The following is a 24,623-nucleotide window of genomic DNA, read 5'->3' as shown; positions in this document are numbered from 1 at the left end:
GAAAAGAGATTGATAAAAAAGTTAAAGAGATAGATAAGGAATATAAAGATCAATTTTCTATTAAACTTTTGGCTTCAACCCATGAACAAGTTGAAAATGCTGTTACTAGCATGGGAAAAGAAGTAATACTTGGAGCAATTGCTGCAACTCTAATTATCTTAATCTTTTTACGTAACTTCCGAACAACACTCATCGCTGTTGTCAGTATTCCATTATCTATTTTATTAACACTCTTTTTACTACATCAATCTAACATTACGCTTAACATTTTAACCCTCGGTGGTTTAGCTGTTGCGGTTGGACGTCTCGTCGATGATAGTATCGTTGTCATCGAGAATATTTTCCGCCGTTTACAAAAAGATTCTTTCTCTAAAGATATCATTCTCGATGCAACGAAAGAAGTCGCAGTCGCAATTACTTCTTCTACTTTAACAACGGTCGCTGTTTTTTTACCTATCGGCCTCGTATCGGGAGCAATCGGAAAATTAATGTTACCTATGGTATTAGCAGTTGTATATTCTATACTATCATCCTTAATCGTTGCACTAACAGTTGTTCCACTTATGGCTTTTTTACTACTCAAAAAAACAAAGCATCGAAAGCCAAGTTCTTCATCACGATATGTCGCTACATTAAAGTGGGCTCTTTCTCATAAATTCATTATTCTACTTACTGCATTTTTATTATTTGTAGGATCAATTGCAGCTTATATATTACTACCGAAAGCAAACATAAAATCTGAAGACGACACAATGTTATCTATTAACATGACATTTCCAGCCGATTATAATGCTGAATCTCAAAAACAAAAAGCATTTGATTTTGAAAAGAAATTACTTTCTAATTCAGATATAACAGACGTTATTTTACGAATGGGATCTAGCGCAGAAGATGCACAATGGGGGCAAACAACTAAAAATAACCTCGCTAGTATATTCGTAGTCTTTAAAAAAGGTTCTGATATTGATCAATATATTAAAGAGTTAAAAAAGGAAAATAAAACTTTTGAGCCTGCTGAACTTGATTATATAAAAACAAGTTATTCAAGCTCTGGCGGCGGCAATAACTTACAATTTAACGTAACAGCTACTAACGAAGCGGATTTAAAAGAGGCGGCTACTATCGTTGAAACAAAACTAAAAAGCATGGATGATCTTTCTAAAGTAAAAACAAATTTAGAAGACTCTAAAAAAGAATGGCAAATTCATATTGATCAAACAAAGGCTGAACAACTAGGTTTAACACCAGAAATAGCTGCGCAACAATTAGCATTCCTTATGAAGAAATCACCTATTGGCGAAATTACAATTAATAATGAAAAAGCTACTATTATGATAGAACACAAAAAAGAAAACATTAATAAACAAGAAGATATTTTAAATACAAACATACTATCACCTATTAATGGACCAATACCTTTAAAAGACATCGCAACTATTTCAGAAAAACAAACGCAAACAGAAATTTTCCATAAAGACGGAAAAGAAACAATCCAAATTACAGCCGAAGCTTCAAATGAAGATTTGAGTAAAGTAAACACAGCAGTAAATAAAGCGATGACTGACTTAGATTTACCTAGTGGTGCAAAAGTAAATATCGCAGGAGCTACTGAATCTATGCAAGAGAATTTTACAGATTTATTCAAAATTATGGGGATTGCAATCGGGATTGTATATTTAATTATGGTTATCACCTTCGGGCAAGCACGTGCTCCTTTTGCAATCCTATTCTCCTTACCGTTAGCTGCTGTCGGTGGTATTTTAGGATTAATCATTTCACGAACACCTGTTGATGTAAATTCCTTGATCGGCGCATTAATGTTAATCGGGATTGTTGTTACAAACGCTATTGTATTAATAGAAAGAGTCCAACAAAATCGGGAACACGGAATGGAAACTAGAGAAGCCTTACTTGAAGCAGGTTCTACTAGACTACGCCCAATTATTATGACAGCTATTACAACAATCGTTGCTATGCTCCCACTCCTATTTGGCCAATCCCAAGCGGGAAGTATGGTATCAAAAAGTTTAGCCGTCGTCGTCATCGGCGGTTTGGCAGTCTCAACTGCTCTTACATTAGTAGTCGTTCCAGTTATGTATGAACTATTAGATAAAATCGGGAGAAAAAGACGCTCCCGTAGGAAAATAAGCACTTCTACAGAAACACCTGATATTTAAAAACAAAAGGCGTTACCTTCACAAATGAAGATAACGCCTTCTCTCTATTTATTCATAAAATCCATCATTTTTTCCACATATTGCTCTATAGGTTTACTAGAATCCACAATCCAAATTACATCTGTTCTTCTTTATAATTAATCACAAATTCAACAATCATTACATCCATTCCTTCTATATTAAAATACAAAAGAACCCCCTACCTATAAATAGAGAGTTCTTCTTTATAATTTATGCCGCTTTTACCTTTTTCGTTGTTTTACTTTTTCTTTTCGTTCCTGTAAAGCGCTTGTGTAATATAGATGCTATCAAGCGTGAAATAACATTGAATAGTAATACCATAATAATTAATACAGCTGCAGATTTTGTCGCAATCAACTTCGCATCTGGAATAACTCCTTCAGAATTTAATTTCCAAATGTGAACCGCTAATGTTTCAGCTGGTCTAAACGGATTTAAAGGATGCGCAGGACTTGATAAATCCGCTGCTGAATTTAAAATCGGGGATGTTAAACCCGCTGTGTAAATTAATGCTGCCGCTTCCCCAAATATACGACCCGCCGCTAAAATAATCCCTGTAATAATTTGTGGTAATGACGATGGGATAATAATACGAGCGATTGTTTGCCACTTCGTTGCACCTAATCCAAGACTTGCCTCTTTTACATTATGAGGAACTTCTGAAATCGCATTTTCACAAACACGCGTTAAACCTGGTAAATTTAAAATAGTTAAAGCAAGAGCACCACCCATTACTGTGTATCCCCAACCTGTCATTGTAACGAACACTAACAAACCAAATAAACCAACAACAATAGAAGGTAAAGATGCCATTGTCTCGATACATAGACGAACAAAATTTAAAAAACGTCCTTGTTTTGCGTACTCTGCTAAATATATTCCAGCACCTAATCCAAGAGGAATAGATATAATAAGCGTTATAACAAGCATGTAGAAGGAATTGAATAACTGCGGACCAATCCCACCACCAGCTCTTGTATTGCTTGGTTCTCCAAACAAGAAATTAGGATCCCAAAACCCCCATCCCTTTTGTAAAATTTCAAATACTAAGAACACTAGCAAAGCTACAACTAAAGTTGCAACCGCATAAAAGATACCTGTCCAAACTTTATTTACCGTTCTTGCATTCATTATTATCGCTCACCTCTTTGCCCAATCGCTCGAATTACTAAAATAAACAGGAATGAAATAACAAGTAAAATCATCGCTAAAGTCCATAGCGCATTGTTCCAAGCAGTTCCGTTCAATGTATTCGTCATGTCCATTGTTAAAATACCAGTTAACGTCGCTGTCGGACTATATATTCCTTCTGGTAATTTAATCGTATTCCCGATTACCATTTGAACCGCTAGCGCTTCACCAAAAGCACGCGCTAAACCTAAAACAACACCTGTTAAAATCCCTTTCTTCGCAGCAGGAACAATTACTCGGCTAATCGCTTGCCATTTCGTTGATCCTAGACCATAAGAAGCTTCTAAATAATCAAATGGAACAGAACGTATTGCATCAGAAGCGATACTAGCAATAGTAGGTAAAATCATAATACTTAATACAACAATACCTGCAATTAAACTAAAGCCTACTCCCCCAAACGAATCACGTAATAGTGGTACTAAAATCGTAACACCTAATAATCCGTATACAACCGAAGGAATACCAACTAACAATTCTAGAACAGGCTTCAATACTTTATTTCCAAACTTTGGCGAAATTAAATTCATGAATATAGCAAGAGCTATAGCAATTGGTGCACTAATAATAACCGCACCTAACGAAACCACCGTTGAACCTACAATGAAAATTAAAGCCCCGAAGGATCCTTGATCAGCATTTGGATTCCATTTTGTCGATGTTAACATCTCAGTAAATGAGATACCACTTTGTGTAAAAGATTGAATACCTTTCCCACAAATAAACGCAATAATAGCTAATGTAATTAAAACAATAAAAATACCACAAAACGTAACAAGTGATCTTCCTATATATTCACTTTTTACGTAATTAATTTGTTTTTTCCCCTTCATCACAGGACAGACCCCACTTCACAGATTGAAATGAACAGGACTGGCCTTGCAGCCAGCCCCATAAAATTTTATTACTTATTTAATTTAGACATTGGAATGTAGCCCATATCTTCTACTTGCTTTTCAAAATCTTTACCTTTTACATAATCGATGTAAGCTTTTGTTGCTTCCTTCGCTTCACCTTTTGTTACCATATATTCGTAAGACCAGAATGGATATTTACCAGACGCAATGTTTTCAACTTTCGGTTCAGCACCATCAATTTTCACTGTTTGTAGTGCGCCTTTTTTCTCGCCGACCATGTAAGACATTGCTAAATAACTCACCGAACCAGGAGTAGAGTTAATCGCTTGCTCTACTGCACCGTTAGAATCTTGTGTTGTACCAGTTCCATCATTAATTTTCGCGTCTTTCATAATCGTTTTTTCAAATGTAGCACGTGTACCAGATGAAGCCGGACGGTTAATTACATTAATTTTTTCATCTTTTCCGCCTACTTCTTTCCAGTTTGTTACTTTTCCAGTGAAGATATCTTGTACTTGTTGCATTGTTAAGTTATCAACTTTTACATCTTTATTTACGACAAGAGCGAATGCAATACCCGCTACCTTGTTATCTACTAATTCTTTCGCCTTTTCAGCATCTTTTATTTTATCTCCGGACGGAACATCTGAATTACCAATTTGTACTGCACCAGATGCTACTTGGTTAATCCCAGTTCCACTACCGCCACCTTGAACTTGAATAGAAACTTTTGAATTTTTCTCCATGAATTTCTTTCCAGCTTCCTCCGCAAGAGGTAGAAGAGCTGTAGAACCAGCCGCTGCAATCGTACCTGATAATTCTTGTTTTGTATTATCGCTTCCTTTAGCAGTTTCTTTACTAGTTGTATCTTCTGCTTTCCCACAACCAACTAATGCTCCTGCTACCACTAAAGCTGCTAAAGAAAATTTAATACCTTTTTTCATAACCATGTCTTGTACCCCCATTTGGATTATCACTTTTCGAATTCATTTTCTTTCGAACACAAATTCATTGTAGGACAACAATATTATGTGAGTGTTAAGCAATTTTTAATTTTAAGTAAATGACGATAATAATCCTTAAAAGCTAGAAATCCCAACATTTATAGTTAAATAACCCAACAAAAACCACACTAACTACGCTGCAATGTAAATATATTCTTAACAATGTAAATTCAATGTAAATGTTTTTCTCTCTTTTTCCCTTTTCGTTAAAGTTACATTTACAATTCCGCTGTATTTTTTAATTTTTACACACCTAATTTATGCACATTAAAAATAATTTCAGTAATATTTTTTAGTACAACTAAATAAATTGGAACAATTCTAAAAATAAATGAATATTTTTAAAGTACTAATTGACAACATAATCCAATGTAGTCTACTATATTACTAACAAAAAGTTTACCTTAGGAAACTTTTTAAACTCAAACTAAAAATATAGAGATGAGGTAACTTTTATGGTATCGGCTAATATAAAACCACTTTCCGAATTTAAAATAGGAGAGTTTGTACAAATTGAGAAGATACAATTAGAAGGAACTATGAAACGACGCTTATTAGATTTGGGATTTATCCCGGGGGCGACGATTAAAGTATTGCAACGCAGTCCACTTGGAGATCCGGTCGCTTATCAAGTGAGCAACACAACTATTGCACTGCGTAAAGAAGAAAGCTCCCTTATTTTCGGGGTATTAATAGGAGATGATTTCAGATGAGCAAACATCGTATCGCTTTAGCTGGTAACCCGAATACAGGGAAAAGTACATTATTTAATACTTTAACAGGCTTAAAACAACATACTGGAAACTGGACGGGAAAAACTGTTTTAAAAGCTGAAGGAGAATATGAACATAACGGAAGTAATTATACATTAATAGATTTACCGGGAACTTACTCACTATACTCAAATTCCGCAGACGAAGAAGTAGCGAGGGATTATATTATATTTGAAAAACCAGAAGTAACTGTAGTTGTTATAGACGCAACTGCTATGGAAAGAAATTTAAATTTAGCACTCCAGGTGATGGAGATGACAAATAATGTAGTCATTTGCATTAACTTAATTGATGAAGCCGAGAAAAAAGGGATTGTTATCGATGAAAAGAAATTAGCAAAATCACTTGGTGTACCTGTCGTTAAAATTTCAGCACGTAACCGAGTAGGTATTGGTCATTTGCTAAATGTTATTGCAAGAGTAGCAAATAAAAAACTAATTCCAACACCAATTAAAATTACTTACAGCGAAAAAATTGAAAATATGATTCAGGAATTAGAACCACAAATTTATAAAGTGTTCGGTGATACGTATCCAGCACGTTGGATTGCGTTACGTATATTAGATGGAGATAAAAATTTCTTAACTACACTTCAAAAACACCATAATGAACCACTTGTAAGGGAGGTCGTAATTAATGGAATCTCACTCAGCCAGTAAAGCTCTTCCATTAGACTATATTATTCAACATGCACAAACACTTTCAAAAGAAGATATACGAGATGATATAGTCGGAGATATTTACCGAACATCTGCAAGCATATGTAAAGAATCTGTCCAATATACAAATACTGATAAATTATATCGTTCCGAAAAACTAGATAAAATTTTCACATCTCCAATCTGGGGATTCCCAATTATGCTCGGTATTTTATCTATTATTTTTTATCTTACAATTGCAGGCGCTAACGTACCATCTGATATGATTGCCGAATTCTTCGGATGGGCCGAAGGATATTTAACATCTTGGTTCCAAGCAGCGCATGCACCTGAATGGTTACATGGCATTTTAATACTTGGTTTGTTCCGTGGTATCGGTGCTGTTATTAGCGTTATGTTACCACCTATGGCAATCTTTTTCCCTATGTTCGCGCTATTAGAAAACTACGGATACTTACCACGTGTCGCGTTTAATATGGACCGCTTATTCAAACGATCCGGCGCACACGGGAAACAATCTTTAACAATGGCAATGGGATTTGGTTGTAATGCAGCAGCCATTATGTCAACACGTATCATTGAATCACCACGTGAACGCATGCTAGCAATTTTAACGAACAACTTCGTTCCTTGTAACGGTCGCTGGCCTATGTTAATTTTAATGGCTTCACTATTTATGGCTGCTGGTTATACAGGCAGTATGCAAACATTGGTTACTGCTGGCGTTGTAGTCGGAATGGTTGTAATTGGTGTTATTATGACATTAACTGTTTCTTGGGTACTATCAAAAACAGCCTTAAAAGGGGTTCCGACCCACTACACACTTGAGTTACCTCCGTACCGCAAGCCAAAAGTTTGGAATACAATTGTTCGCGCAACACTCGATAAGTCAATCTATGTTTTAAAACGAGCTATAGTTGTTGCTGCCCCTGCGGCTGCATTAACTTGGTTACTTGCTAACATTTTTATTGGTGACACAAGCTTACTTATGTATTTTGTAAACTTTCTAGATCCATTTGCTAAAATGTTAGGACTTGACGGCTTTATTCTAGCTGCATTCATTCTTGGACTACCCGCTAATGAAATTGTAATCCCAATTTTATTAATGTCTTACTTATCAACTGGGGCTTTAACTGAAATAGATGATTTTAATCAAATTAAAAATCTATTCCTAGAAAATGGTTGGACTTGGTTAACAGCGTTAAACACAATGTTGTTCTCACTTCTTCATTTCCCGTGCGGAACAACACTTGTTAATATATACAAAGAAACAAAAAGTGCAAAATGGACATTCTTATCGTTTGCAATCCCTACCGTTATCGCCATTGTTGTTACATTCCTCTCTACACAATTGGTACATTGGTTAGGGCTTGTATAAAGCAAAGCATACATAGAAGGTATCCCCCTTCACATATGCTTTGCACGAAAGAAACCTGAAATTATTCAGGTTTCTTTTTTTGCACATCAGTATTCCACGGCTGTGCTCCATACGTTGTGAGTTTTTTATGAATAAAATATATAGTTCCTGGAAGAACTGCCATTAATATCGTGCAACTAATTCCTAATCCAGTAAACAACTTTCATCACCTTATTTCACTCTTTTCGGTAAAGCTGAACCTGAATGTTCAATTGTTGGATGAACATGAACAGTAATTTCAGCATTACTAAAGTAATTTTCGCCTTGATCCCAATTCTTACTTACCTTTTTCCACTCTTTATAATTATGTCGCTTATACACTTCCCCTAACTCTAGTACATCTACCTTATATTTTTTTTGAACAAGTTTAATTGATTTTTGAATACGCTTCTCCATTTCTTCCGATATATCCTTCTCTAAACGCTTTTCATTCAAAACCTTTTTATGATCACTGAAATGCAACTCAGCCAATGTGCCTTCCAGAGATAAATGAATATCAAACTTTGGTTTTGTAGCATTCGTTGTGGATACTTTAATTTTTCGACGTAACTTATGAATTTCATATGTAATAAGTTGATTCTTTTTACGGATGGTAAAAAAACCTCCAATTTTTTTGCCTATTATATAATTCATCCCTACTGTTTCTTCCCCACTCAAATTGCCTACACATTTATTATCCTTTCCACGAAACAATGCTGCACCGTTCATTTGTACTCCTTGTTTTGTTAGTTCCAGAATAGGTAATACAAAACTTCGGTTAGAGATCATCTTTTCCTGCACCTCACCAATTCTTGCAGCCTCAATCATTTGGGCATTTTTCGGAGGGTGTTCAGCTAACATATCAATATACTGCGCCGGTAAATTTTCAGGCTTGGCACTTTGTTTTAAAATAGCTTCGGCATTTTTATTAGAAACGAACAAACGAATATTTCTTCTCATCTCATGATCGCGAATATATACATCTAACGTATTTTGTAAAATGTATGGATGTGAAAGTAATTCTTCAGAGAAAATAATCACCTGTATATGAGGGAAAAATAATGTACGGCTAATTTTTTTAGCGATTATTCTTATTTGTTCAAATACACTATCTGCTTTTGCACTAACATTAATATAATTTTCGCTATCCCCACCCCCTTGTCCACCCTGTTGAGACAATTTACTGGGGAGTACCATCTGATAGGTCCCTTTCATAATTGGATTCGCTTTCTTCTCCTTCACGATATCGTAAGCCGCTCCTACTACAAATCCTCTTTCTTCTATCTCTTCTAACTCAGAACACCCACTCATAAATCCAGTTAAAGCCATAACCATTATAATTTTAAGAAGGTGTTTCATTTCCACCATTCCTTCTTTTTATTTTATATACAATTAAAACGAGCAAAGGTGCTAACACAACACACCCCATATCTATCCAAGCTAAATAAGTCCCATAACTTGATAAAGCATTCAAACTACTAGGTATCATATTCGCCATAAAAATAATTGGGGCACTTACGAAAATAAAAATATGTTTCTTCACTTTCGGAAACATAGCACAAAACAATAAAGATGCGACATCATAGTACATTGCTGTCGTGTTATAAATAGTAATAATCCAAGTCGTAAAAAAAATCGCATCAAACCTTTCTAAAAATCCTCCACCAATTTCAATTTCTTTCCCTAATTCAATTGTTGGATATGTCAATCCACGTGTTGTCATATACGTAAAAACACTAATACAAGTTACATAAATTAAAATGTATGACAGCACGTTTACCATCACCGCTTTCGCGACTGCCATCGGCGCTTTTTTCGCTGTCTTATCATTCAGCAACACCGCATAAAATAAAGCTACTTCAAATCCAATAAACGTAAAAATAGAATTTTTAACTCCAACAGCATATTGACTTACTTTCGTTTGAAAAGCTGGTAGTAAATTATTTATTTCCATTAAATTTATATTCAATAAAGAAAGAAGTACTATCGCAATTAAAACAATAGGTAAGAATAAAACATTTAACCTTAATAAGGCTGCTCTTGATCCTGCTATTCCATAAATAACAACTAATAAGAAGAAGAAAGACAGTAGTTGTATTGGTGTATCACTAAATAAATACGTTTGAGAAATAACTGAAATCATTCGCGATTCATATGCTGTCAAAGCAGCAAACGTTAATACTAAAATACAACTAATTGTGTATGCAACAGGCTTCGTCAAATGCGCACTCGTATATTGAACAAAATTTTGTTTTGGAAATAAGATAGCCACTCTCGTCACAAACCAGCCTAAAACTGCGCAAATCAATCCACCCAAAAGCAAGATAATCCAACCGTCCGAAAATAAAGTTTGGTTAGCGATATCTCTCGGCATAGACAATGCCCCTATACCAATAATGGTCGATGATACCGCAAACCCAATTTCCCGAGATCCAATCTCTTCATCGCCATACTCAAATGGTTTCACTTATTTTCGCTCCTTTGGACGTATTGTAGAATCTTTTGTTTGTAAGTACTCTGGTCTATCTTTCAACATCGATTTTGGCATGCGAATAAATTCTTCTTTCCAATCTTTATAAAATGCAGGAGCAATGGGAGTTGTATACGGTATACCAACACTTGTTAAATTTGTAATATGAATAGCAAGTGCAATCAGAGCTAGAATGATCCCATACAGTCCAAAAGCCGTTGCAGCTAATACAAAGACGAAAAGTAAAATTCGGAACGTAATCGTAATACTATATACAGGAAGCGAGAACGTAGCAATCGCAGTAACTGCAATAATAATAACTAAAAACGGATTTACAATCCCTGCATTTACCGCAGCTTCTCCAATTACAAGACCTCCTACAATCCCTATCGTTTGTCCCATTGGTTTGGGCAATCGGATTCCAGCTTCTCGTATTAATTCCATAGTCAAGGCCATCATTAACGTTTCAATATATGCTGGAAACGGAACACCTTCCCTCGCACCTGCAATTGAATAAGCCAGTTTAGAAGGAATAAGTCCTTGATGATAAGATACAAGTGCTACATACATAGCTGGTAACAAAACCGCGATTATACCTGAACCCATACGTAAAAATCTTAGTAACGTTCCAATCACCCAGCGCTCGTAATGATCTTCTACAGATTGAAAAATATCAACAAACACAAGCGGTGCAATAAGAGCAAACGGAGATCCGTCTACTAAAATGGCCGCTTTTCCCTTCGCTAATGACGCTATAATATTATCTGGCCTCTCTGTATTCAAAAACTGTGGAAATGGAGATAAATTATTATCCTGAATTAATTGTTCAATCGTACCTGTTTCCAAAATAACATCTGTCACTATTGATTGAAGACGGCGATCTAACTCTTTTACAATGTGAGGATTAATAATATCTTCTATATATACTAGGGTTACTTCTTTCTGCGATCGCTTCCCCATAATATAAGATTGGAACCTCAACTTTGGATCGCGTAAACTGCGTCGGATTAACATTTTATTCACATTAATATCTTCATTTAATCCAACTCTTGGTCCGCGTATTAAATCTTCTGTCACTGGTGGCTCTAAACTTCTCTTCTCCCAAGCCCTACTATTAATAACGATAGCAGTTTGAATATTATCAATTAATATAACTGTATCTCCCGCTAAAATCGCATTTATAATATCCGGAAACGTTGTCTTCTTACCCACTTCCGCAATAGAAATAAAACGATCCAATAACGTCTGAACGACAGCCGCTTCATTTTGCACTTCTTCATATTGAAGAGTACGAACTACATATTTATAAACATTATCCTTGTCTGTTAACCCACATAAAAACACAACCGCACAACGTGTAAAACTCCCAGCAAGAACAACTTCTCTAATTGTTAAATCATTAGGTGAACCTAACTCATCCCTAATTTCTTTCATAACTTCAAATAAGTTACCTTCAAGCTCTAACAATTTCCCCACCTAACTTCCTTTTCAACAAGTTTTTAGTTAGATTCCGCTAATTGAAGAAAATATATACAAAAAAGAGCTATCTCTTTTCAAAGATAGCTCTAATAAAGTAAAACTTTAATCAGCCCTCACCAATCGGACTTTTACAGGCAGCAGGGCCCCTACCTAACTTCTTTGCTTCCGCTGAATTTTGAGTTGAGGGTCTTACTGCCCGTTAATGCGGGATAAACGAATTACTTTTCTACTATTATATTGTTTTTCTTTATAGATACACTTTTTGTAAATCCACTAACTACAAACATCACAATCATATTAATTAACAATGCGACTATGCCTACATTCAAATCTTTTATATACTGCGGGAAACTCGGAAACATTGTGGCTATAGTTGAACCAGATAAGGTAATATATGCGACCACTAACAGCCCAACTCCTATTCCTGCAATCGCTCCTTGCTTCGTAATAATTTGGCGTGGAAACAAGCTACATACAAGTGCAGGGAAAAGTTGTGTAACAATACTGTATCCCATTAATAGAAGCGCTCCTATCGTTTCTCCTCCTTTAAATGTAAATAAAACTGCCACGAGCGTTACTACAGGCACAAATAATTTTGCCATCTTAGCAACTTGTCTATCTGAAGCAGATGGAACTATCGTTCGATAAATATTTTTCGCTAACAGTGTAGAAGCCGCCATAACAAGCATCGAACCCGGAACCAATGCCGTTAATACTCCCGCACTACCAATAATTCCAATAAACCAAGGATCAAAAGTTTGTAAAGCAAGACGGAATAACGAAAGATCTACATCCGCTCCCTTTAACCCAGGAACTTGCAATATAGCAGCAAATCCTGCAAAAAATACGAAAAGTAAAACTAAAGAATACAATGGCATAATTGCTGCATTTTTACGAAATACTTTTTCATTTTTTGCAGAAAAAGCAGAAGCAAATGTATGAGGCCACATATAAAAACCGAGGGCCGTTAATATAATAGTAGAAACAAACCAAGAAATACTCATTCCTTCTTCAGGTAAAGATAAAAATCCCGGTTTCGCTGCCTCTACAGCCTCAAACATCGGCTGAAATCCTCCATAATAATGATACGGTAAATATATACCTAAAAACATAACGATAAACAGTATCATAATATCCTTCAAAGCAGCCGTCCAAGCCGAACCATGTATACCTGAAACCATTACATATATAGTTATAACAATAGCACCAATCCAAACCGCAACAACAGGTGACACCCTTCCGTAAGAAGCTTCTGAAACGATAATTCCCAGTCCTTTTAACTGTAAAACAAGATATGGGATGATGGAAACAACACCAACAATTGAAACAATAATCCCAAGCGCTTTACTTCTATATTTCTTCGCAAAAAAATCCGACTGTGAAACAAGGTTATGCTCTTTCGCATACTTCCAAATCGGTGGCAATAAAAAATACGATAAAAGATAAGCTAAAGCGCCATACCCTAAAATATAAAAGGTAGGTGCTCCTTTGCTATACGCCCAGCCACTTCCTCCCAAAAATGTAAACGTCGTATAAATTTCACCTGCCATAAGGAGAAAAACAAAAATAGTGCCAAACCCTCTTCCCCCAACTGACCATTGCTCTAAATTCATATCTTTTCCATGTTGTGCCCGAATCCCTAAAAATAGTGCGAGAAACAAAAATAAAATAATGATAAGTAATGCAGTCATTTTACATCCTCCTTATTAGCAGGATCAAACACGTACACAAGCCCCATACAAAAAGACGTAATAAACACTGATAATAATACCCAAAATAATAAAAATGGCATCCCTAATACGTAAGGAGTAACTGAATTCGCAAATATTGGCCCAACTACTAAACAAAGAACTGGGATAAGCGCTAGAATGTGTATTTTCTTCATCTCATTCTCCTTTACTTATAAAGTTCATAATGGCTGATACAAAGACTTCCACTCCAATCGGTAATGCATCTTCGTCAATCGTAAAACGAGGGTGATGGTGAGGATATATAATACCTTTCTCTTTATTTCCCGCTCCGATAAAAAAGAATGTCCCCGGTGCCTTTTGTAAAAACGCTGAAAAATCTTCTCCAGCCATCGTCGGCTGTAAACGAACAACTCTATCCCTTCCATAAAGTTGTAATGCCGTTTGTTCAATAAGCTCTGTAGCTTCATAGTCATTTACAACTGGTCGATACCCATATTCATATGAAAATGTATATTTCGCTCCGTAAGATTCCGTAATATGCTTCACAATCCGCTCAATCTTCTTCTCTGTTTCACCTCGTAATTCATGTCTTAAACTTCTCACTGTCCCTTCAATCTCGGCTTGCTCTGGTATTACATTATGAGTTGTCCCCGCATGAAATTGTGTAACAGATATTACGAGAGAATCTAATGGATTCGTGAGGCGAGATACAATTTGCTGAAGTTGCGAAACGACTTGTGTTCCAATTGCAATACTATCCACCGTTTCATGAGGGATTCCAGCATGTCCACCTTTTCCCTCTATCTTAATTTTAAAAACATCCGGTGCAGCCATTGCAGGGCCATAAATAACACCTATTTTCCCAACCTCTAATGACGCCCAAAGGTGAGCACCAATAATATAATCCACACCTTCCATTACACCTGCAGCAACCATCTCCTCTGCACCACCAGGAAAATTCTCTTCAGCATGTTGGAATAGAAAACGAATCTCCCCTTTAATTTTCTCTCTTTCTTCTACTAACTTATGTACAACCCCAAGTAATATCGCTATATGTCCATCATGACCACATGCATGCATTACACCTTTATATATAGAAATAAAATCAAACTCATTTTCTTCATGAATAGGAAGAGCATCCATATCGGCTCGAATCGCAACTGTTTTGCCCGGATGTTTACCTACTAACTTTGCCATCACACTATATTTAGTCGGCCGTGACACTTCTAAATATGGGAATTTCCGAAGTATATCGAACACAAACTGCGATGTTTTCTCTTCTTGAAAAGATAACTCTGGATACTTATGAAAATGCCTTCTCCACTCAACCAACTGATTTTTTGACAAAACAAGTTCCTTTGCAACATCCATTTCTCTTCTCCCCTTCTTCACCAAGTTAAATGTTATTATAACGTGAATTGTTAACTTTTAAAAGAATCTTCCGAATTTTCAGTGATGATAAACTAAAAAGAAAAAGCCATCCAAAAGATGACTTTTTCATTATTATAAAATAGTAATTGCTTGTTTTCCCATTTGCTCCCAAGCTTTCTCAAATTCTGCTCGCGGAACAGCCAAGCGCGGATTATTTTTAAGAGGATCATTTACATATACAAAGTTTTGATCATATCCAATTACTACTGCACTATGCTCATAATATGTAATTTTCACTTCGCCTGAACTCGTATTCCATGTTTCAAAACTACTTTCAGCTAGCGGCTTAAACGTCGTATTAATAATGACCCATACCGGAGAACCAGAACTAATTACTTTATATATATCTTGCATGTCTCTACCTGTTAAATTAATTACTTTTTCAGGAACATATTTTTCTGCTAAATCAAAGATTGGTTTATTGTATACACCATATCCAGGCTCTGCCTTTGTATAAATATTTCCCACAAATCCCTCGTAAGGATTTCCACGCAAACCATTTTGTTCAAATGGAACACGATGAATTTCGCTAGCAAGTTGCATCTTATCTACTTGTACACCTTTATATTGCAGCAACATAGCTAAACTTGTCACTTCACATCCTCGAGGTAATTCTGGTAATTGTTTAATAAACGGAACATCTTCAATCATAGCTGCTTCTTTCATTTCAGATAGAAACTCTAAGCGTAGAACTTGCGCCTTTTGCATGATTTTATCTTTTCCTATAAAAAATGCAGCAGCAAGTATAATTCCAAAAACAAAAAGATATTTTAACTTTTTCATTATAAACAAAACTCCATTAATTATTATTTTACAGATACACCTCTTATCATTGTACCCTTCTTCTTACTAGTTTGCTAGAAAGATCATGTGAATTATCGCTCATAGAATTAATTATAAAAATTCTAATTATTTTTAATAAAAAGAAAAATAAATATACATTTACAGAATATTTTGCTAAAATCAAAATTGTTAACATAGTGAAGATATCACCATGTTAACAAACATTCTTAGAGTATTTAGTCATAGTTCGTTTTTTACATACTCCATTCATTTCATAGCAAATAAACCGAGTGTGTTTTGCATCCCCCACTAATGATTAAAAACTCAGAATAAAACGAAGTTTACACATTCAAGAAAATACGGGGTGAGGGGCATATGAATCAACAAATTGAACAAACAGATTTAAAACGAACAATGAAAAGTAGACACCTATTTATGATTGCACTCGGCGGTGTTATCGGAACCGGGCTATTTATGGGATCTGGTCAAATCGTCCATAATGCCGGACCTGGTGGTGCTATTCTTGCATTTTTAGTCGGTGGATTTGTTATGTATTTAACGATGTTATGTCTTGGTGAATTATCCGTTGCTATGCCAGAAGCAGGTTCATTCCAAAGTTATGCAAGCAAATTCATTTCACCTGGTTTTGGATTTGTTGTTGGTTGGATGTATTGGTTAAATTGGGCTGTTACAGTTGGCGTGGAGTTAACAACTGTAAGTATTTTAATGAAACGCTGGTTTCCAGACGTTTCTTCCTGGATTTGGTGCGTTACATTTGCAGCAGCACTCTTCCTTGTAAACGCTTTATCAGCAAAAGCATATGCAGAAGCAGAGTTTTGGTTCGCAAGTGTAAAAGTCGCGACAATTGTTATTTTCATCGTGCTTGGTGGTGCTGTTATGTTCGGTCTACTAGACTTCAATGGAAAGCCAGCTCCAATGCTTCATAATTTCACTGAAAATGGTGGGCTATTTCCAAACGGTGCATTAGCTGTTCTTCTTACGATGATTACAGTAAATTACTCCTTCCAAGGAACAGAATTAATTGGAATCGCTTCAGGAGAAAGTGAAAATCCTGAAAAAACAATTCCAAAAGCAATAAAAAATACAATTTGGCGAACTCTCTTCTTCTTCGTCTTAGCGATATCAGTTGTTGTAGGTTTACTCCCATGGCAAGAGGCTAATCTAGTCGAAAGTCCCTTTGTACTTGTATTTGATGTAGCCGGTGTCCCATATGCAGCAGACATTATGAACTTTGTTATTATTACAGCTGTATTATCCGTTGCTAACTCTGGTCTATACGCAAATTCTCGTATGCTGTGGGCGATGGCAAAACAAGGAATGGCAAGTCCAGCATTTACGAAATTAACTAAAAAAGGTGTACCGCTAAATGCATTAATTTTCAGCCTGATTTTCGCTAGCCTGTCCTTACTAACAAGTGTATTTGCCGCAGATACTGTCTTTCTAGTTTTAACATCTATTGCAGCAATGGCTGCCGTTGTAGTTTGGATGTCAATCGCCGCTTCACAGTTTTTCTTCCGTAGAAATTTCGTGAAAAATGGTGGCGACATAAATGATTTAAAATATCGTACACCGCTCTATCCACTCGTTCCAATCGTAGCGTTCTCGCTCAATTTCATTACATTTGTTAGTTTGGCTTTCATTCCAGATCAAAGAATTGCTCTTTATTGCGGCATTCCATTTATGATTATTTGTTACATTTTATACCAAGTTAAATATAAAAAAATTGTCACACTTGAACAGCCACGAACTGTCACACAAGAAATAAACTAAATATACAAAATATTCAGCTATCTTCCTTATAATAAGATAGCTTTTTTCTATTTCTTGGATATCCTGGTATAACTTTATTTATCTTAAAATTTTCACAATCACGTTTTTCTCTGGAAAATAGTTTACAATGTAATCAAGTTACAAATGATATTCACCTTAAAAAGTGTGCATTTGTGTCTATTTTTTAACAATATATCAAAAACTATTGCCTTCTATAAATTAATAGGTTTATATTGTTTTATTGGCATAGTTTCAATCCAAGGAGAAAGGAGATTTTCAATCGTGCAACTAAAGAAAGCGTTTTGGAAGTTGGCTTCACTTCTTCCGTTATCATTACTTCTGTTCCTCGGTGGCTGTGATAAAAAACTCGCAGTATTAAATCCGCAAGGACCTGTTGCAAAAGCACAGTATGATTTAATTGTTTGGTCATTCTTGCTTATGTCATTAATTATCGCAATTGTATTCATTCTGTTTACAGTCATCTTGATTCGTTATCGTGAAAAACCAGAGAATATGGACTATGAGCCACCTGAACAACACGGTAACACATTACTAGAAATTATTTGGACGCTTGTTCCTGTTATTATCGTTATCGCATTATCGATTCCAACAGTAAAAGCAACTTATGCTTCGGAAGAGGTTCCGAAAGAGTCCAAACATATTAAACCAGTTGAAATTTATGTTACATCTGCAAACTGGAAATGGTTATTCAGTTACCCAGAGGAAAAAATTGAAACCGTTAACTATTTAAACATCCCAGCTGGTGTACCAATTCAATTCAAACTGACTTCTGTCGGCCCAATGAATGCTTTCTGGGTACCAGAACTTGGTGGTATGAAGTACACAATGGATGGCATGATTATGGATCTTTATTTACAAGCTGATAAGCCAGGTTCTTACCTAGGCCGTAGTGCGAACTTCTCTGGTGAAGGATTCACACACATGGAGTTCGAAGTTGAAGCAAAAACTAAAGAGAAATATGACAAGTGGGTTAAAGAAGTACAAGAAACTGCTCCTAAACTAACAGAAGCTAAGTACAACGAAATTGTTAAACCTGGTGTAGTTGGTCGTATGACATTCTCTAGTCACCACTTAAGTTATGTAGATCCAAAATCACTTGAATATTGTGATTATAACTACTACAAAAACAAAAAATAATAGCTATTATTCCAACAGATTGGAGTGAACACAGTGAAGCTTGATGAATTCTTTGTCACAGGTGACCCGATTATTTACGGTGCAGACGCTTCTATCGTTCTTGTGACATTAGCAATCATTTTCGTACTAACAAAGTATAAAAAATGGAAATGGCTTTGGGACGAATGGTTAACAACTGTTGACCATAAAAAAATCGGAGCTATGTATATTATTTCTGCGGTTATCATGTTATTCCGTGGTGGTATGGATGGTTTAATGATCCGTGCACAGTTAACATTCCCAGAAACAACTTATTTAAACGCTGAACACTATAACGGAATCTTTACAACGCATGGTACAGTAATGATTCTTTTCATGGCAATGCCATTCGTTATGGGATTAATGAACCTTGTAGTACCATTACAAATTGGTGCTCGTGACGTTGCATATCCGTTCTTAAATGCTTTAAGTTTCTGGTTATTCTTTGTCGGAGCAATGTTATTCAACATCGCTTTCGTAATCGGTGGTTCTCCAGACGCTGGGTGGACTTCTTACTTCCCAATGGCAGGTACAGAGTTTACTTCAGGCGTAGGAAATAACTACTACGCAATTGCATTACAGATTTCAGGTCTCGGTACGCTAATGACCGGTATTAACTTCCTTGTTACTATCTTAAAAATGCGTACACCTGGTATGACTTTAATGAGAATGCCAATGTTTACTTGGTCAATCTTAATTACAACAATTATCATTATTTTCGCTTTCCCAGTATTAACAGTTGCTCTTGCATTAATGACATTTGACCGTCTATTCGATGCTCACTTCTTTACGATGGCGAGCGGCGGTATGCCGATGTTATGGGCCAACCTGTTCTGGGTATGGGGTCACCCTGAAGTATATATCGTTATTTTACCGGCATTCGGTATTTTCTCTGAAATCATTAGTACATTCTCACGTAAGCGTCTATTCGGTTACAGTGCGATGGTATACTCAATGGTTGCAATTTCTTTACTAAGTTTCGTCGTATGGCTTCACCACTTCTTCACGATGGGTGCAGGTCCAGCGGTTAACTCATTCTTCTCGATTTCGACAATGGCGATTTCGATTCCAACCGGTGTTAAGATCTTTAACTGGTTGTTTACACTGTATAAAGGACGTATCCGTTTTACAGTTCCAATGCTTTGGTCATTGGCATTTATTCCAAACTTCGTAGTCGGTGGGGTTACAGGGGTTATGCTTGGAATGGCAGCTGCTGATTATCAATACCATAACAGCTACTTCCTAATCGCTCACTTCCACTACGTATTAATCGCAGGTACAGTATTCGCTATGCTTGCTGGATTCACATTCTGGTATCCAAAAATGACTGGTCATATGTTAAATGAACGCCTAGGTAAATGGACATTCTGGATCTTTATGAGCGGATTCAACATCTGTTTCTTCCCAATGTACTTCTTAGGTTTAGACGGTATGACTCGTCGTATGTACACTTACTCTGAAAGTCTTGGATGGGGATGGCTAAACCAAATCGCATCTGTTGGTGCGGTAATGATGGGTATCGGCTTCCTACTTCTTTGCTACAACGTAATTTGGAGTGCACGTCACGGTGAACGTGACACAACTGGAGATCCATGGGATGGTCGTACACTTGAATGGGCAACTCACTCTCCTGTACAACATTACAACTTCGCGAAGCTTCCTGAAATTAAAGAAGCTGATGCTTTCTGGTACATGAAAAAACGCGGAGAAACAGTTACACCAGCAGCAGAAGATATCAAACCAATTCACATGCCAAGTAACTCTGGTGTGCCTATTATTGCGTCTGGATTCTTCGGTCTTGCAGGTTTCGCATTAGTATTTAGCTGGTTCTGGCTTGCAGCAATCGGTGGAGTTGGTATTTTAGCTTGCTTAATCTATCGTTCATTCGATTATGATGAAGGTTACTATATCAGTGTTGATGAAATTAAAAAAACAGAACATATAGCATGAGAGGTGAAATGACATGGCGGCTTTAGATAAAAGCTTACCTTTGGAATATCAATCCGAACAAAGCAGATTGAATATCCTAGGATTCTGGATTTTTCTTGGGGCTGAAATTATGCTGTTCGCAACACTTTTCGCCTCTTATCTAGTCCTTGCTGGTCGTACGGCAGATGGCCCAACACCAGCGCAATTGTTTGAACTTAAAACGCTTTTAATTCAAACATTACTACTTTTAACAAGTAGTTTTACATGCGGTATCGTAATTCATGAAATGCGTAAGCATAACCAAAAAGCGATGCTTGGATGGTTCGTCCTTACATTACTTTTAGGTGCAGGTTTCCTATTCTTTGAGATCGAAGAGTTCATTATGTACATTGGTGAAGGCGCAACAATTCAAACAAGTGCTTTCTTATCCGGATTCTTCGTTCTTCTTGGAACGCACGGAGCTCACGTAACAGGCGGTATCATTTGGGCAACTTGTGTTATTATCCAAATTTTAAAACGAGGTTTAACACCAGTTACAGCTCGTAAAGTATTCATTATCAGCTTATACTGGCATTTCCTTGATCTAGTTTGGGTCTTTATTTACACACTAGTTTACTTGAACGGGATGGTGGCGTAAATGGCTCAAAACAACAATCAAGCAAACGGGCATGCGCATAGCGGATTCCCTTGGTCACACGTTTTCGGATTTATTTTATCGCTTGCATTAACGTTTCTAGCGTTATACGTGGCACTTTACACAACATTGCCACTTTCAACAGTCTTAACAACTATTATCATAATGGCTGTTGCGCAAGCATTGTTACAATTAATTATGTTCATGCATTTAAAAGAAGGAGAAGGAAGAGTTCAAATTCTTACAATGATATACAGTTTCTTCGTTGCAACTGCAACAGTTGGTTTAACTGTATGGATCTTCTTCTCAATGTAATGTACATGAAAAAGACTGCTGAGATTCCTCAGCAGTCTTTTTTTATCCCCTCCCCTGTTACATCCACATTACGGAATTAACAACAGAATCATGAAAAATATACTTATTATGACAAATGTTAAGAAAAATCTTTCTTTATGAAATCGAATCCATATGCGTTGCTTTTCTACCTATTATATGGCTAAATAGGTACTATATTTATTTGAAGGGAGAGAACGCAATGGAACATCATACTTCTGTTCTATCACTTATGGTTGTCGTTGCAATCGCGTTTTTCGTTCCCCTTTTGTTACAACGCTTTAAATTAAAAGCACTTCCTGTTGTCGTTGCAGAAATTATTGCAGGAATCTTTGTAGGTAAAAGTGGGTTTAATATTATTGAGCCAGATATATGGCTTCAAGTTTTATCAACATTAGGATTTATCTTCCTCATGTTCTTAAGCGGTTTAGAAATTGATTTTTCTATCTTTAAACAAAAAGGGAAAAAAAATACGACAAACGAGCCAAATACATTTCAAGTAGCAAGCATTATCTTCTTATTTATTTTCATCTTATCTTATGCCCTATCATTACTATTCGTATGGCTAGGATTTGTAGATAATGCAATGTTCATGACTTTAATTATTTCAACTATTTCTTTAGGTGTTGTTGTACCAACATTAAAAGAAAACAACCTAGGAAAAACTGCAATCGGACAAATCATTTTATTAGTTGCTGTTATTGCAGACTTAGTTACAATGATTTTACTCGCTGTTTTCGTCGGATTAAATTCCGAAAGCGGTCAAAGTATGTGGCTCTTACTTATTCTATTCGGTGCCGGTATTGTCATTTACTTTATTGCAAAACGCTTTAAAAACATTCCATACTTAGATAGTTTAAAAGCTGGTAGTGTACAAATTGATACACGAGCTGTTTTTGCACTCATTTTAATCTTAGTTGGGTTATCGGAATCTGTTGGAGCAGAAAATATTTTAGGTGCCTTCTTAGCAGGTGTACTTGTATCGTTATTATCACCAAATGAAGATATGGTGGAAAAACTTGATTCTATCGGCTATGGTTTCTTCATCCCTATTTTCTTCGTAATGGTTGGTGTAAATCTAGAGGTGTGGTCTATTTTCAAAGAACCTTCTAGCATGCTAATGATTCCAATCTTAATTGTAGGACTCTTTATTTCGAAACTCTTACCATCACTCGTCTTAAGAAAATGGTATCCACGTAATATCGTACTTGGAAGTGCAATCTTATTAACATCGACACTTTCTTTAGTTATTGCGGCTGCACAAATTGGTGAAAAACTGGAGATCATCAGTCCAAGTTTATCTGCCTCTCTTATTTTAAGCGCAGTTATTACTTGTATTTTTGCACCTATATTGTTTAAAAAAATGTTCCCAAAAGTAGAAACACCAAAACCAAAAGTAGCTATTATTGGCGCGAGCAGAATTACCCTTCCGTTATCACTAGATTTAAAACGAGAAGATTATGACGTAACGCTATATATGATGCGTCAAAACAAAATAAATGATGAAGAAGCGAAATCACATGACTTCCCTATCGTGAAATTAGATGACATCACAATCGCATCATTAACTGAACAAACAGCATTTGATGCAGATCGCGTCGTTGTTGCAACAAGCGATGATGAACAAAACTTATTATTGGCAGAACATGCAAAAGAGCTAGGTGTTGAACATGTTATTGCAAGTGTAGAAGATCCACTTCTACAAGAAAAAGCAACGCAAGAACATATCGCTGTATTCTCAACAATTAACTCTACACGTATTTTATTACGTGCACTTATTGATAAACCTAGTCTCGTTCGCTTAATTACAACAGCAAACGAAACAGTACGTGAAGTTGAACTGCGCAGCAATAAATATAACGGCGTTGCGCTTCGCCGCCTCCCGTTTTTAGGTGATGTACTTGTCATTCAAATCTACCGCGGTAACAAAGCATTAATACCACATGGTGATTCAAGACTACAACACGGTGACACATTACTTGTAACAGGTTCAAAAGAACATATCGATACACTAAAAAACATATTAGAGTAAAAAAATGCCCCTCACATAATTGAGGGGCATTTTTTTAACTTCATATGGTAAAATGTTACTATCACATATTATGAGGATGGATCACATTATGTCTATTGTAACTTTAGCTCTTTTATTATTAGCAGAAATACTCGTTGCCATTATTCTCATCGGTGTTAGTATTGAGATTTGTAGTTACGGATGGAAAAAATCGAATGGAATAAAATATTCTTGCCTCCTACTTTCACTCCTTCTCGGAACTGCTAGCATACTCGGACTTCTCGCCGCACCTGCTTATTTCTTTATACAATTAACAGAAAAGGCCTTATAAGAAAGGATGTTAATATGATTATCGTGAAAAATATTGAGGGATCTGAAACTTACGTATTACGTCAAAAAATTTTACGCCCCAATCAAACATTAGCAGATTGTAAATATCCTTCCGATTATGAAACAGACACCTTCCACTTAGGCGCATTTATAAACGATGAACTAATTAGTATCGCTTCCTTCTCAAAAGAAATATACCCTGACCTACCAGCCGGTATTCATTATCGTCTACGAGGAATGGCCACATTACCTGAGTTTCGAAACAACCACGCTGGAAGCTCCTTAATTCAGAATGCAGAACAAATCTTACAAGAGCGTCAAGCAAATATGTTATGGTGTAATGGCCGAATTACTGTAACTGACTATTACAAGCGATTAGGCTTTCAGGAGCATGGTGAAATTTTTGAAATTAAACCAATTGGCCTTCATAAAGTTTTGTATAAAAAGATATAAGAAAAGCTTTCCTCAATACGGGAAAGCCTTTCTT

General features: G+C 36.2%; 23 protein-coding genes (1 of these 23 only partly in view). 12 read left to right on the top strand and 11 right to left on the bottom strand.

The annotated features are described in order from the left end of the window. Positions 1-2,177, top strand: the 3' portion of a protein-coding gene (locus N2V80_RS03640; protein WP_061655607.1) for an efflux RND transporter permease subunit. 868 nt of this gene lie to the left of the window's left edge; 2,177 of the gene's 3,045 nt are visible here — the last part of the coding sequence; its start codon lies beyond the left edge, outside the window; the stop codon is at positions 2,175-2,177. Between the two features lie 231 nt (positions 2,178-2,408). Here N2V80_RS03640 and pstA read toward each other — a convergent pair whose 3' ends face one another. The 3 genes from pstA to N2V80_RS03625 all read right to left on the bottom strand — a co-directional run bounded on the left by pstA (position 2,409) and on the right by N2V80_RS03625 (position 5,196). Continuing rightward, the gene (gene pstA, locus N2V80_RS03635; protein WP_000994152.1) at positions 2,409-3,329 is read right to left on the bottom strand and encodes a phosphate ABC transporter permease PstA; all 921 of its coding nucleotides are present in this window, start codon (positions 3,327-3,329) and stop codon (positions 2,409-2,411) included. Positions 3,330-3,331: 2 nt separating this feature from the next. Beyond that, positions 3,332-4,222, bottom strand: a complete 891-nt coding sequence (gene pstC, locus N2V80_RS03630) for a phosphate ABC transporter permease subunit PstC (protein WP_000676676.1) — start codon at positions 4,220-4,222, stop codon at positions 3,332-3,334. Positions 4,223-4,293: 71 nt separating this feature from the next. Further along, positions 4,294-5,196, bottom strand: a complete 903-nt coding sequence (locus N2V80_RS03625) for a phosphate ABC transporter substrate-binding protein PstS family protein (RefSeq protein WP_000245109.1) — start codon at positions 5,194-5,196, stop codon at positions 4,294-4,296. Positions 5,197-5,705: 509 nt separating this feature from the next. Here N2V80_RS03625 and N2V80_RS03620 point away from each other — a divergent pair. The 3 genes from N2V80_RS03620 to N2V80_RS03610 are packed head-to-tail and all read left to right on the top strand — an operon-like array spanning position 5,706 to position 8,060. Beyond that, the gene (locus N2V80_RS03620) at positions 5,706-5,963 is read left to right on the top strand and encodes a FeoA family protein (RefSeq protein ID WP_000252982.1); all 258 of its coding nucleotides are present in this window, start codon (positions 5,706-5,708) and stop codon (positions 5,961-5,963) included. Continuing rightward, a complete protein-coding gene (locus N2V80_RS03615) occupies positions 5,960-6,682 on the top strand; it encodes a FeoB small GTPase domain-containing protein (RefSeq protein WP_000033868.1) in 723 nt (240 codons plus the stop codon). The genes N2V80_RS03620 and N2V80_RS03615 overlap by 4 nt, the downstream gene beginning before the upstream one ends. Then, positions 6,660-8,060, top strand: a complete 1,401-nt coding sequence (locus N2V80_RS03610; RefSeq protein WP_000443602.1) for a nucleoside recognition domain-containing protein — start codon at positions 6,660-6,662, stop codon at positions 8,058-8,060. Before N2V80_RS03615 ends, N2V80_RS03610 begins: the two co-directional genes overlap by 23 nt. A gap of 61 nt (positions 8,061-8,121) precedes the next feature. On the opposite strand, the gene N2V80_RS03605 is transcribed toward N2V80_RS03610, so the two are convergent. From N2V80_RS03605 to N2V80_RS03570, 8 genes are all read right to left on the bottom strand, one after another. Continuing rightward, the gene (locus N2V80_RS03605; RefSeq protein ID WP_000493997.1) at positions 8,122-8,259 is read right to left on the bottom strand and encodes a hypothetical protein; all 138 of its coding nucleotides are present in this window, start codon (positions 8,257-8,259) and stop codon (positions 8,122-8,124) included. 11 nt (positions 8,260-8,270) lie between these two features. Then, a complete protein-coding gene (gene gerLC / locus N2V80_RS03600; RefSeq protein ID WP_000681631.1) occupies positions 8,271-9,437 on the bottom strand; it encodes a spore germination protein GerLC in 1,167 nt (388 codons plus the stop codon). Then, positions 9,421-10,545 (bottom strand): spore germination protein GerLB, encoded by a 1,125-nt coding sequence (gerLB, locus tag N2V80_RS03595; protein ID WP_000801992.1) that lies wholly within the window; start codon positions 10,543-10,545, stop codon positions 9,421-9,423. The genes gerLC and gerLB overlap by 17 nt, the downstream gene beginning before the upstream one ends. Beyond that, positions 10,546-12,024, bottom strand: coding sequence for a spore germination protein GerLA (gene gerLA / locus N2V80_RS03590; RefSeq protein ID WP_139147433.1), 1,479 nt, complete (start codon positions 12,022-12,024; stop codon positions 10,546-10,548). Between the two features lie 221 nt (positions 12,025-12,245). Then, a complete protein-coding gene (locus N2V80_RS03585; RefSeq protein ID WP_000125929.1) occupies positions 12,246-13,718 on the bottom strand; it encodes a sodium:solute symporter family protein in 1,473 nt (490 codons plus the stop codon). Continuing rightward, the gene (locus tag N2V80_RS03580) at positions 13,715-13,912 is read right to left on the bottom strand and encodes a DUF3311 domain-containing protein (protein ID WP_000719833.1); all 198 of its coding nucleotides are present in this window, start codon (positions 13,910-13,912) and stop codon (positions 13,715-13,717) included. Before N2V80_RS03580 ends, N2V80_RS03585 begins: the two co-directional genes overlap by 4 nt. Before the next feature lies 1 nt (position 13,913). After that, positions 13,914-15,089 carry an amidohydrolase gene (locus N2V80_RS03575; RefSeq protein ID WP_000382127.1) on the bottom strand — a complete coding sequence of 392 codons (1,176 nt, stop codon included), beginning with the start codon at positions 15,087-15,089 and terminating at the stop codon, positions 13,914-13,916. Between the two features lie 132 nt (positions 15,090-15,221). Further along, positions 15,222-15,932: a C39 family peptidase gene (locus tag N2V80_RS03570; RefSeq protein ID WP_000734488.1), complete on the bottom strand. Its 711-nt coding sequence runs from the start codon at positions 15,930-15,932 to the stop codon at positions 15,222-15,224. A 375-nt stretch (positions 15,933-16,307) separates the two neighbouring features. On the opposite strand from N2V80_RS03570, the gene N2V80_RS03565 reads away from it, so the two are divergent. The 8 genes from N2V80_RS03565 to N2V80_RS03530 all read left to right on the top strand — a co-directional run bounded on the left by N2V80_RS03565 (position 16,308) and on the right by N2V80_RS03530 (position 24,589). Beyond that, positions 16,308-17,723 (top strand): amino acid permease, encoded by a 1,416-nt coding sequence (locus N2V80_RS03565; protein WP_001075749.1) that lies wholly within the window; start codon positions 16,308-16,310, stop codon positions 17,721-17,723. A gap of 282 nt (positions 17,724-18,005) precedes the next feature. Continuing rightward, entirely contained in the window at positions 18,006-18,881 is an 876-nt protein-coding gene (locus N2V80_RS03560) for a cytochrome aa3 quinol oxidase subunit II (protein ID WP_001176165.1), read from the top strand. 33 nt (positions 18,882-18,914) lie between these two features. Further along, positions 18,915-20,849, top strand: coding sequence for a cytochrome aa3 quinol oxidase subunit I (qoxB, locus tag N2V80_RS03555; RefSeq protein WP_000762367.1), 1,935 nt, complete (start codon positions 18,915-18,917; stop codon positions 20,847-20,849). Positions 20,850-20,862: 13 nt separating this feature from the next. Continuing rightward, positions 20,863-21,465 (top strand): cytochrome aa3 quinol oxidase subunit III, encoded by a 603-nt coding sequence (gene qoxC, locus N2V80_RS03550; RefSeq protein ID WP_000729318.1) that lies wholly within the window; start codon positions 20,863-20,865, stop codon positions 21,463-21,465. Next, positions 21,466-21,777, top strand: coding sequence for a cytochrome aa3 quinol oxidase subunit IV (qoxD, locus tag N2V80_RS03545; RefSeq protein ID WP_000068425.1), 312 nt, complete (start codon positions 21,466-21,468; stop codon positions 21,775-21,777). Positions 21,778-21,997: 220 nt separating this feature from the next. Continuing rightward, positions 21,998-23,827, top strand: coding sequence for a monovalent cation:proton antiporter family protein (locus N2V80_RS03540; RefSeq protein ID WP_061655606.1), 1,830 nt, complete (start codon positions 21,998-22,000; stop codon positions 23,825-23,827). A gap of 52 nt (positions 23,828-23,879) precedes the next feature. After that, positions 23,880-24,137: a DUF4022 family protein gene (locus tag N2V80_RS03535; RefSeq protein WP_044129536.1), complete on the top strand. Its 258-nt coding sequence runs from the start codon at positions 23,880-23,882 to the stop codon at positions 24,135-24,137. A 14-nt stretch (positions 24,138-24,151) separates the two neighbouring features. Further along, entirely contained in the window at positions 24,152-24,589 is a 438-nt protein-coding gene (locus tag N2V80_RS03530) for a GNAT family N-acetyltransferase (protein WP_000587681.1), read from the top strand. Positions 24,590-24,623 lie beyond the last annotated feature (34 nt).

Origin of the sequence: Bacillus sp. FSL W8-0640 (genome assembly GCF_038007725.1) — a bacterium.
In the GTDB taxonomy this organism is placed as follows: domain Bacteria; phylum Bacillota; class Bacilli; order Bacillales; family Bacillaceae_G; genus Bacillus_A; species Bacillus_A cereus.
The sequence above is the reverse complement of the archived record's forward strand: the minus strand, read 5'-3'. Positions and strand labels throughout refer to the sequence as shown.

Coding starts and splice junctions, on each gene's coding strand:
- qoxD (WP_000068425.1), top strand. CDS start 21,466: ATGGCTCAAAACAACAATCAAGCAAACGGGCATGCGCATAGCGGATTC.
- N2V80_RS03625 (WP_000245109.1), bottom strand. CDS start 5,196: ATGGTTATGAAAAAAGGTATTAAATTTTCTTTAGCAGCTTTAGTGGTA.
- N2V80_RS03540 (WP_061655606.1), top strand. CDS start 21,998: ATGGAACATCATACTTCTGTTCTATCACTTATGGTTGTCGTTGCAATC.
- N2V80_RS03610 (WP_000443602.1), top strand. CDS start 6,660: ATGGAATCTCACTCAGCCAGTAAAGCTCTTCCATTAGACTATATTATT.
- N2V80_RS03565 (WP_001075749.1), top strand. CDS start 16,308: ATGAATCAACAAATTGAACAAACAGATTTAAAACGAACAATGAAAAGT.
- N2V80_RS03580 (WP_000719833.1), bottom strand. CDS start 13,912: ATGAAGAAAATACACATTCTAGCGCTTATCCCAGTTCTTTGTTTAGTA.
- N2V80_RS03535 (WP_044129536.1), top strand. CDS start 23,880: ATGTTACTATCACATATTATGAGGATGGATCACATTATGTCTATTGTA.
- gerLC (WP_000681631.1), bottom strand. CDS start 9,437: ATGAAACACCTTCTTAAAATTATAATGGTTATGGCTTTAACTGGATTT.
- N2V80_RS03585 (WP_000125929.1), bottom strand. CDS start 13,718: ATGACTGCATTACTTATCATTATTTTATTTTTGTTTCTCGCACTATTT.
- N2V80_RS03575 (WP_000382127.1), bottom strand. CDS start 15,089: ATGGATGTTGCAAAGGAACTTGTTTTGTCAAAAAATCAGTTGGTTGAG.
- N2V80_RS03530 (WP_000587681.1), top strand. CDS start 24,152: ATGATTATCGTGAAAAATATTGAGGGATCTGAAACTTACGTATTACGT.
- pstA (WP_000994152.1), bottom strand. CDS start 3,329: ATGAATGCAAGAACGGTAAATAAAGTTTGGACAGGTATCTTTTATGCG.
- pstC (WP_000676676.1), bottom strand. CDS start 4,222: ATGAAGGGGAAAAAACAAATTAATTACGTAAAAAGTGAATATATAGGA.
- N2V80_RS03570 (WP_000734488.1), bottom strand. CDS start 15,932: ATGAAAAAGTTAAAATATCTTTTTGTTTTTGGAATTATACTTGCTGCT.
- N2V80_RS03620 (WP_000252982.1), top strand. CDS start 5,706: ATGGTATCGGCTAATATAAAACCACTTTCCGAATTTAAAATAGGAGAG.
- qoxC (WP_000729318.1), top strand. CDS start 20,863: ATGGCGGCTTTAGATAAAAGCTTACCTTTGGAATATCAATCCGAACAA.
- N2V80_RS03615 (WP_000033868.1), top strand. CDS start 5,960: ATGAGCAAACATCGTATCGCTTTAGCTGGTAACCCGAATACAGGGAAA.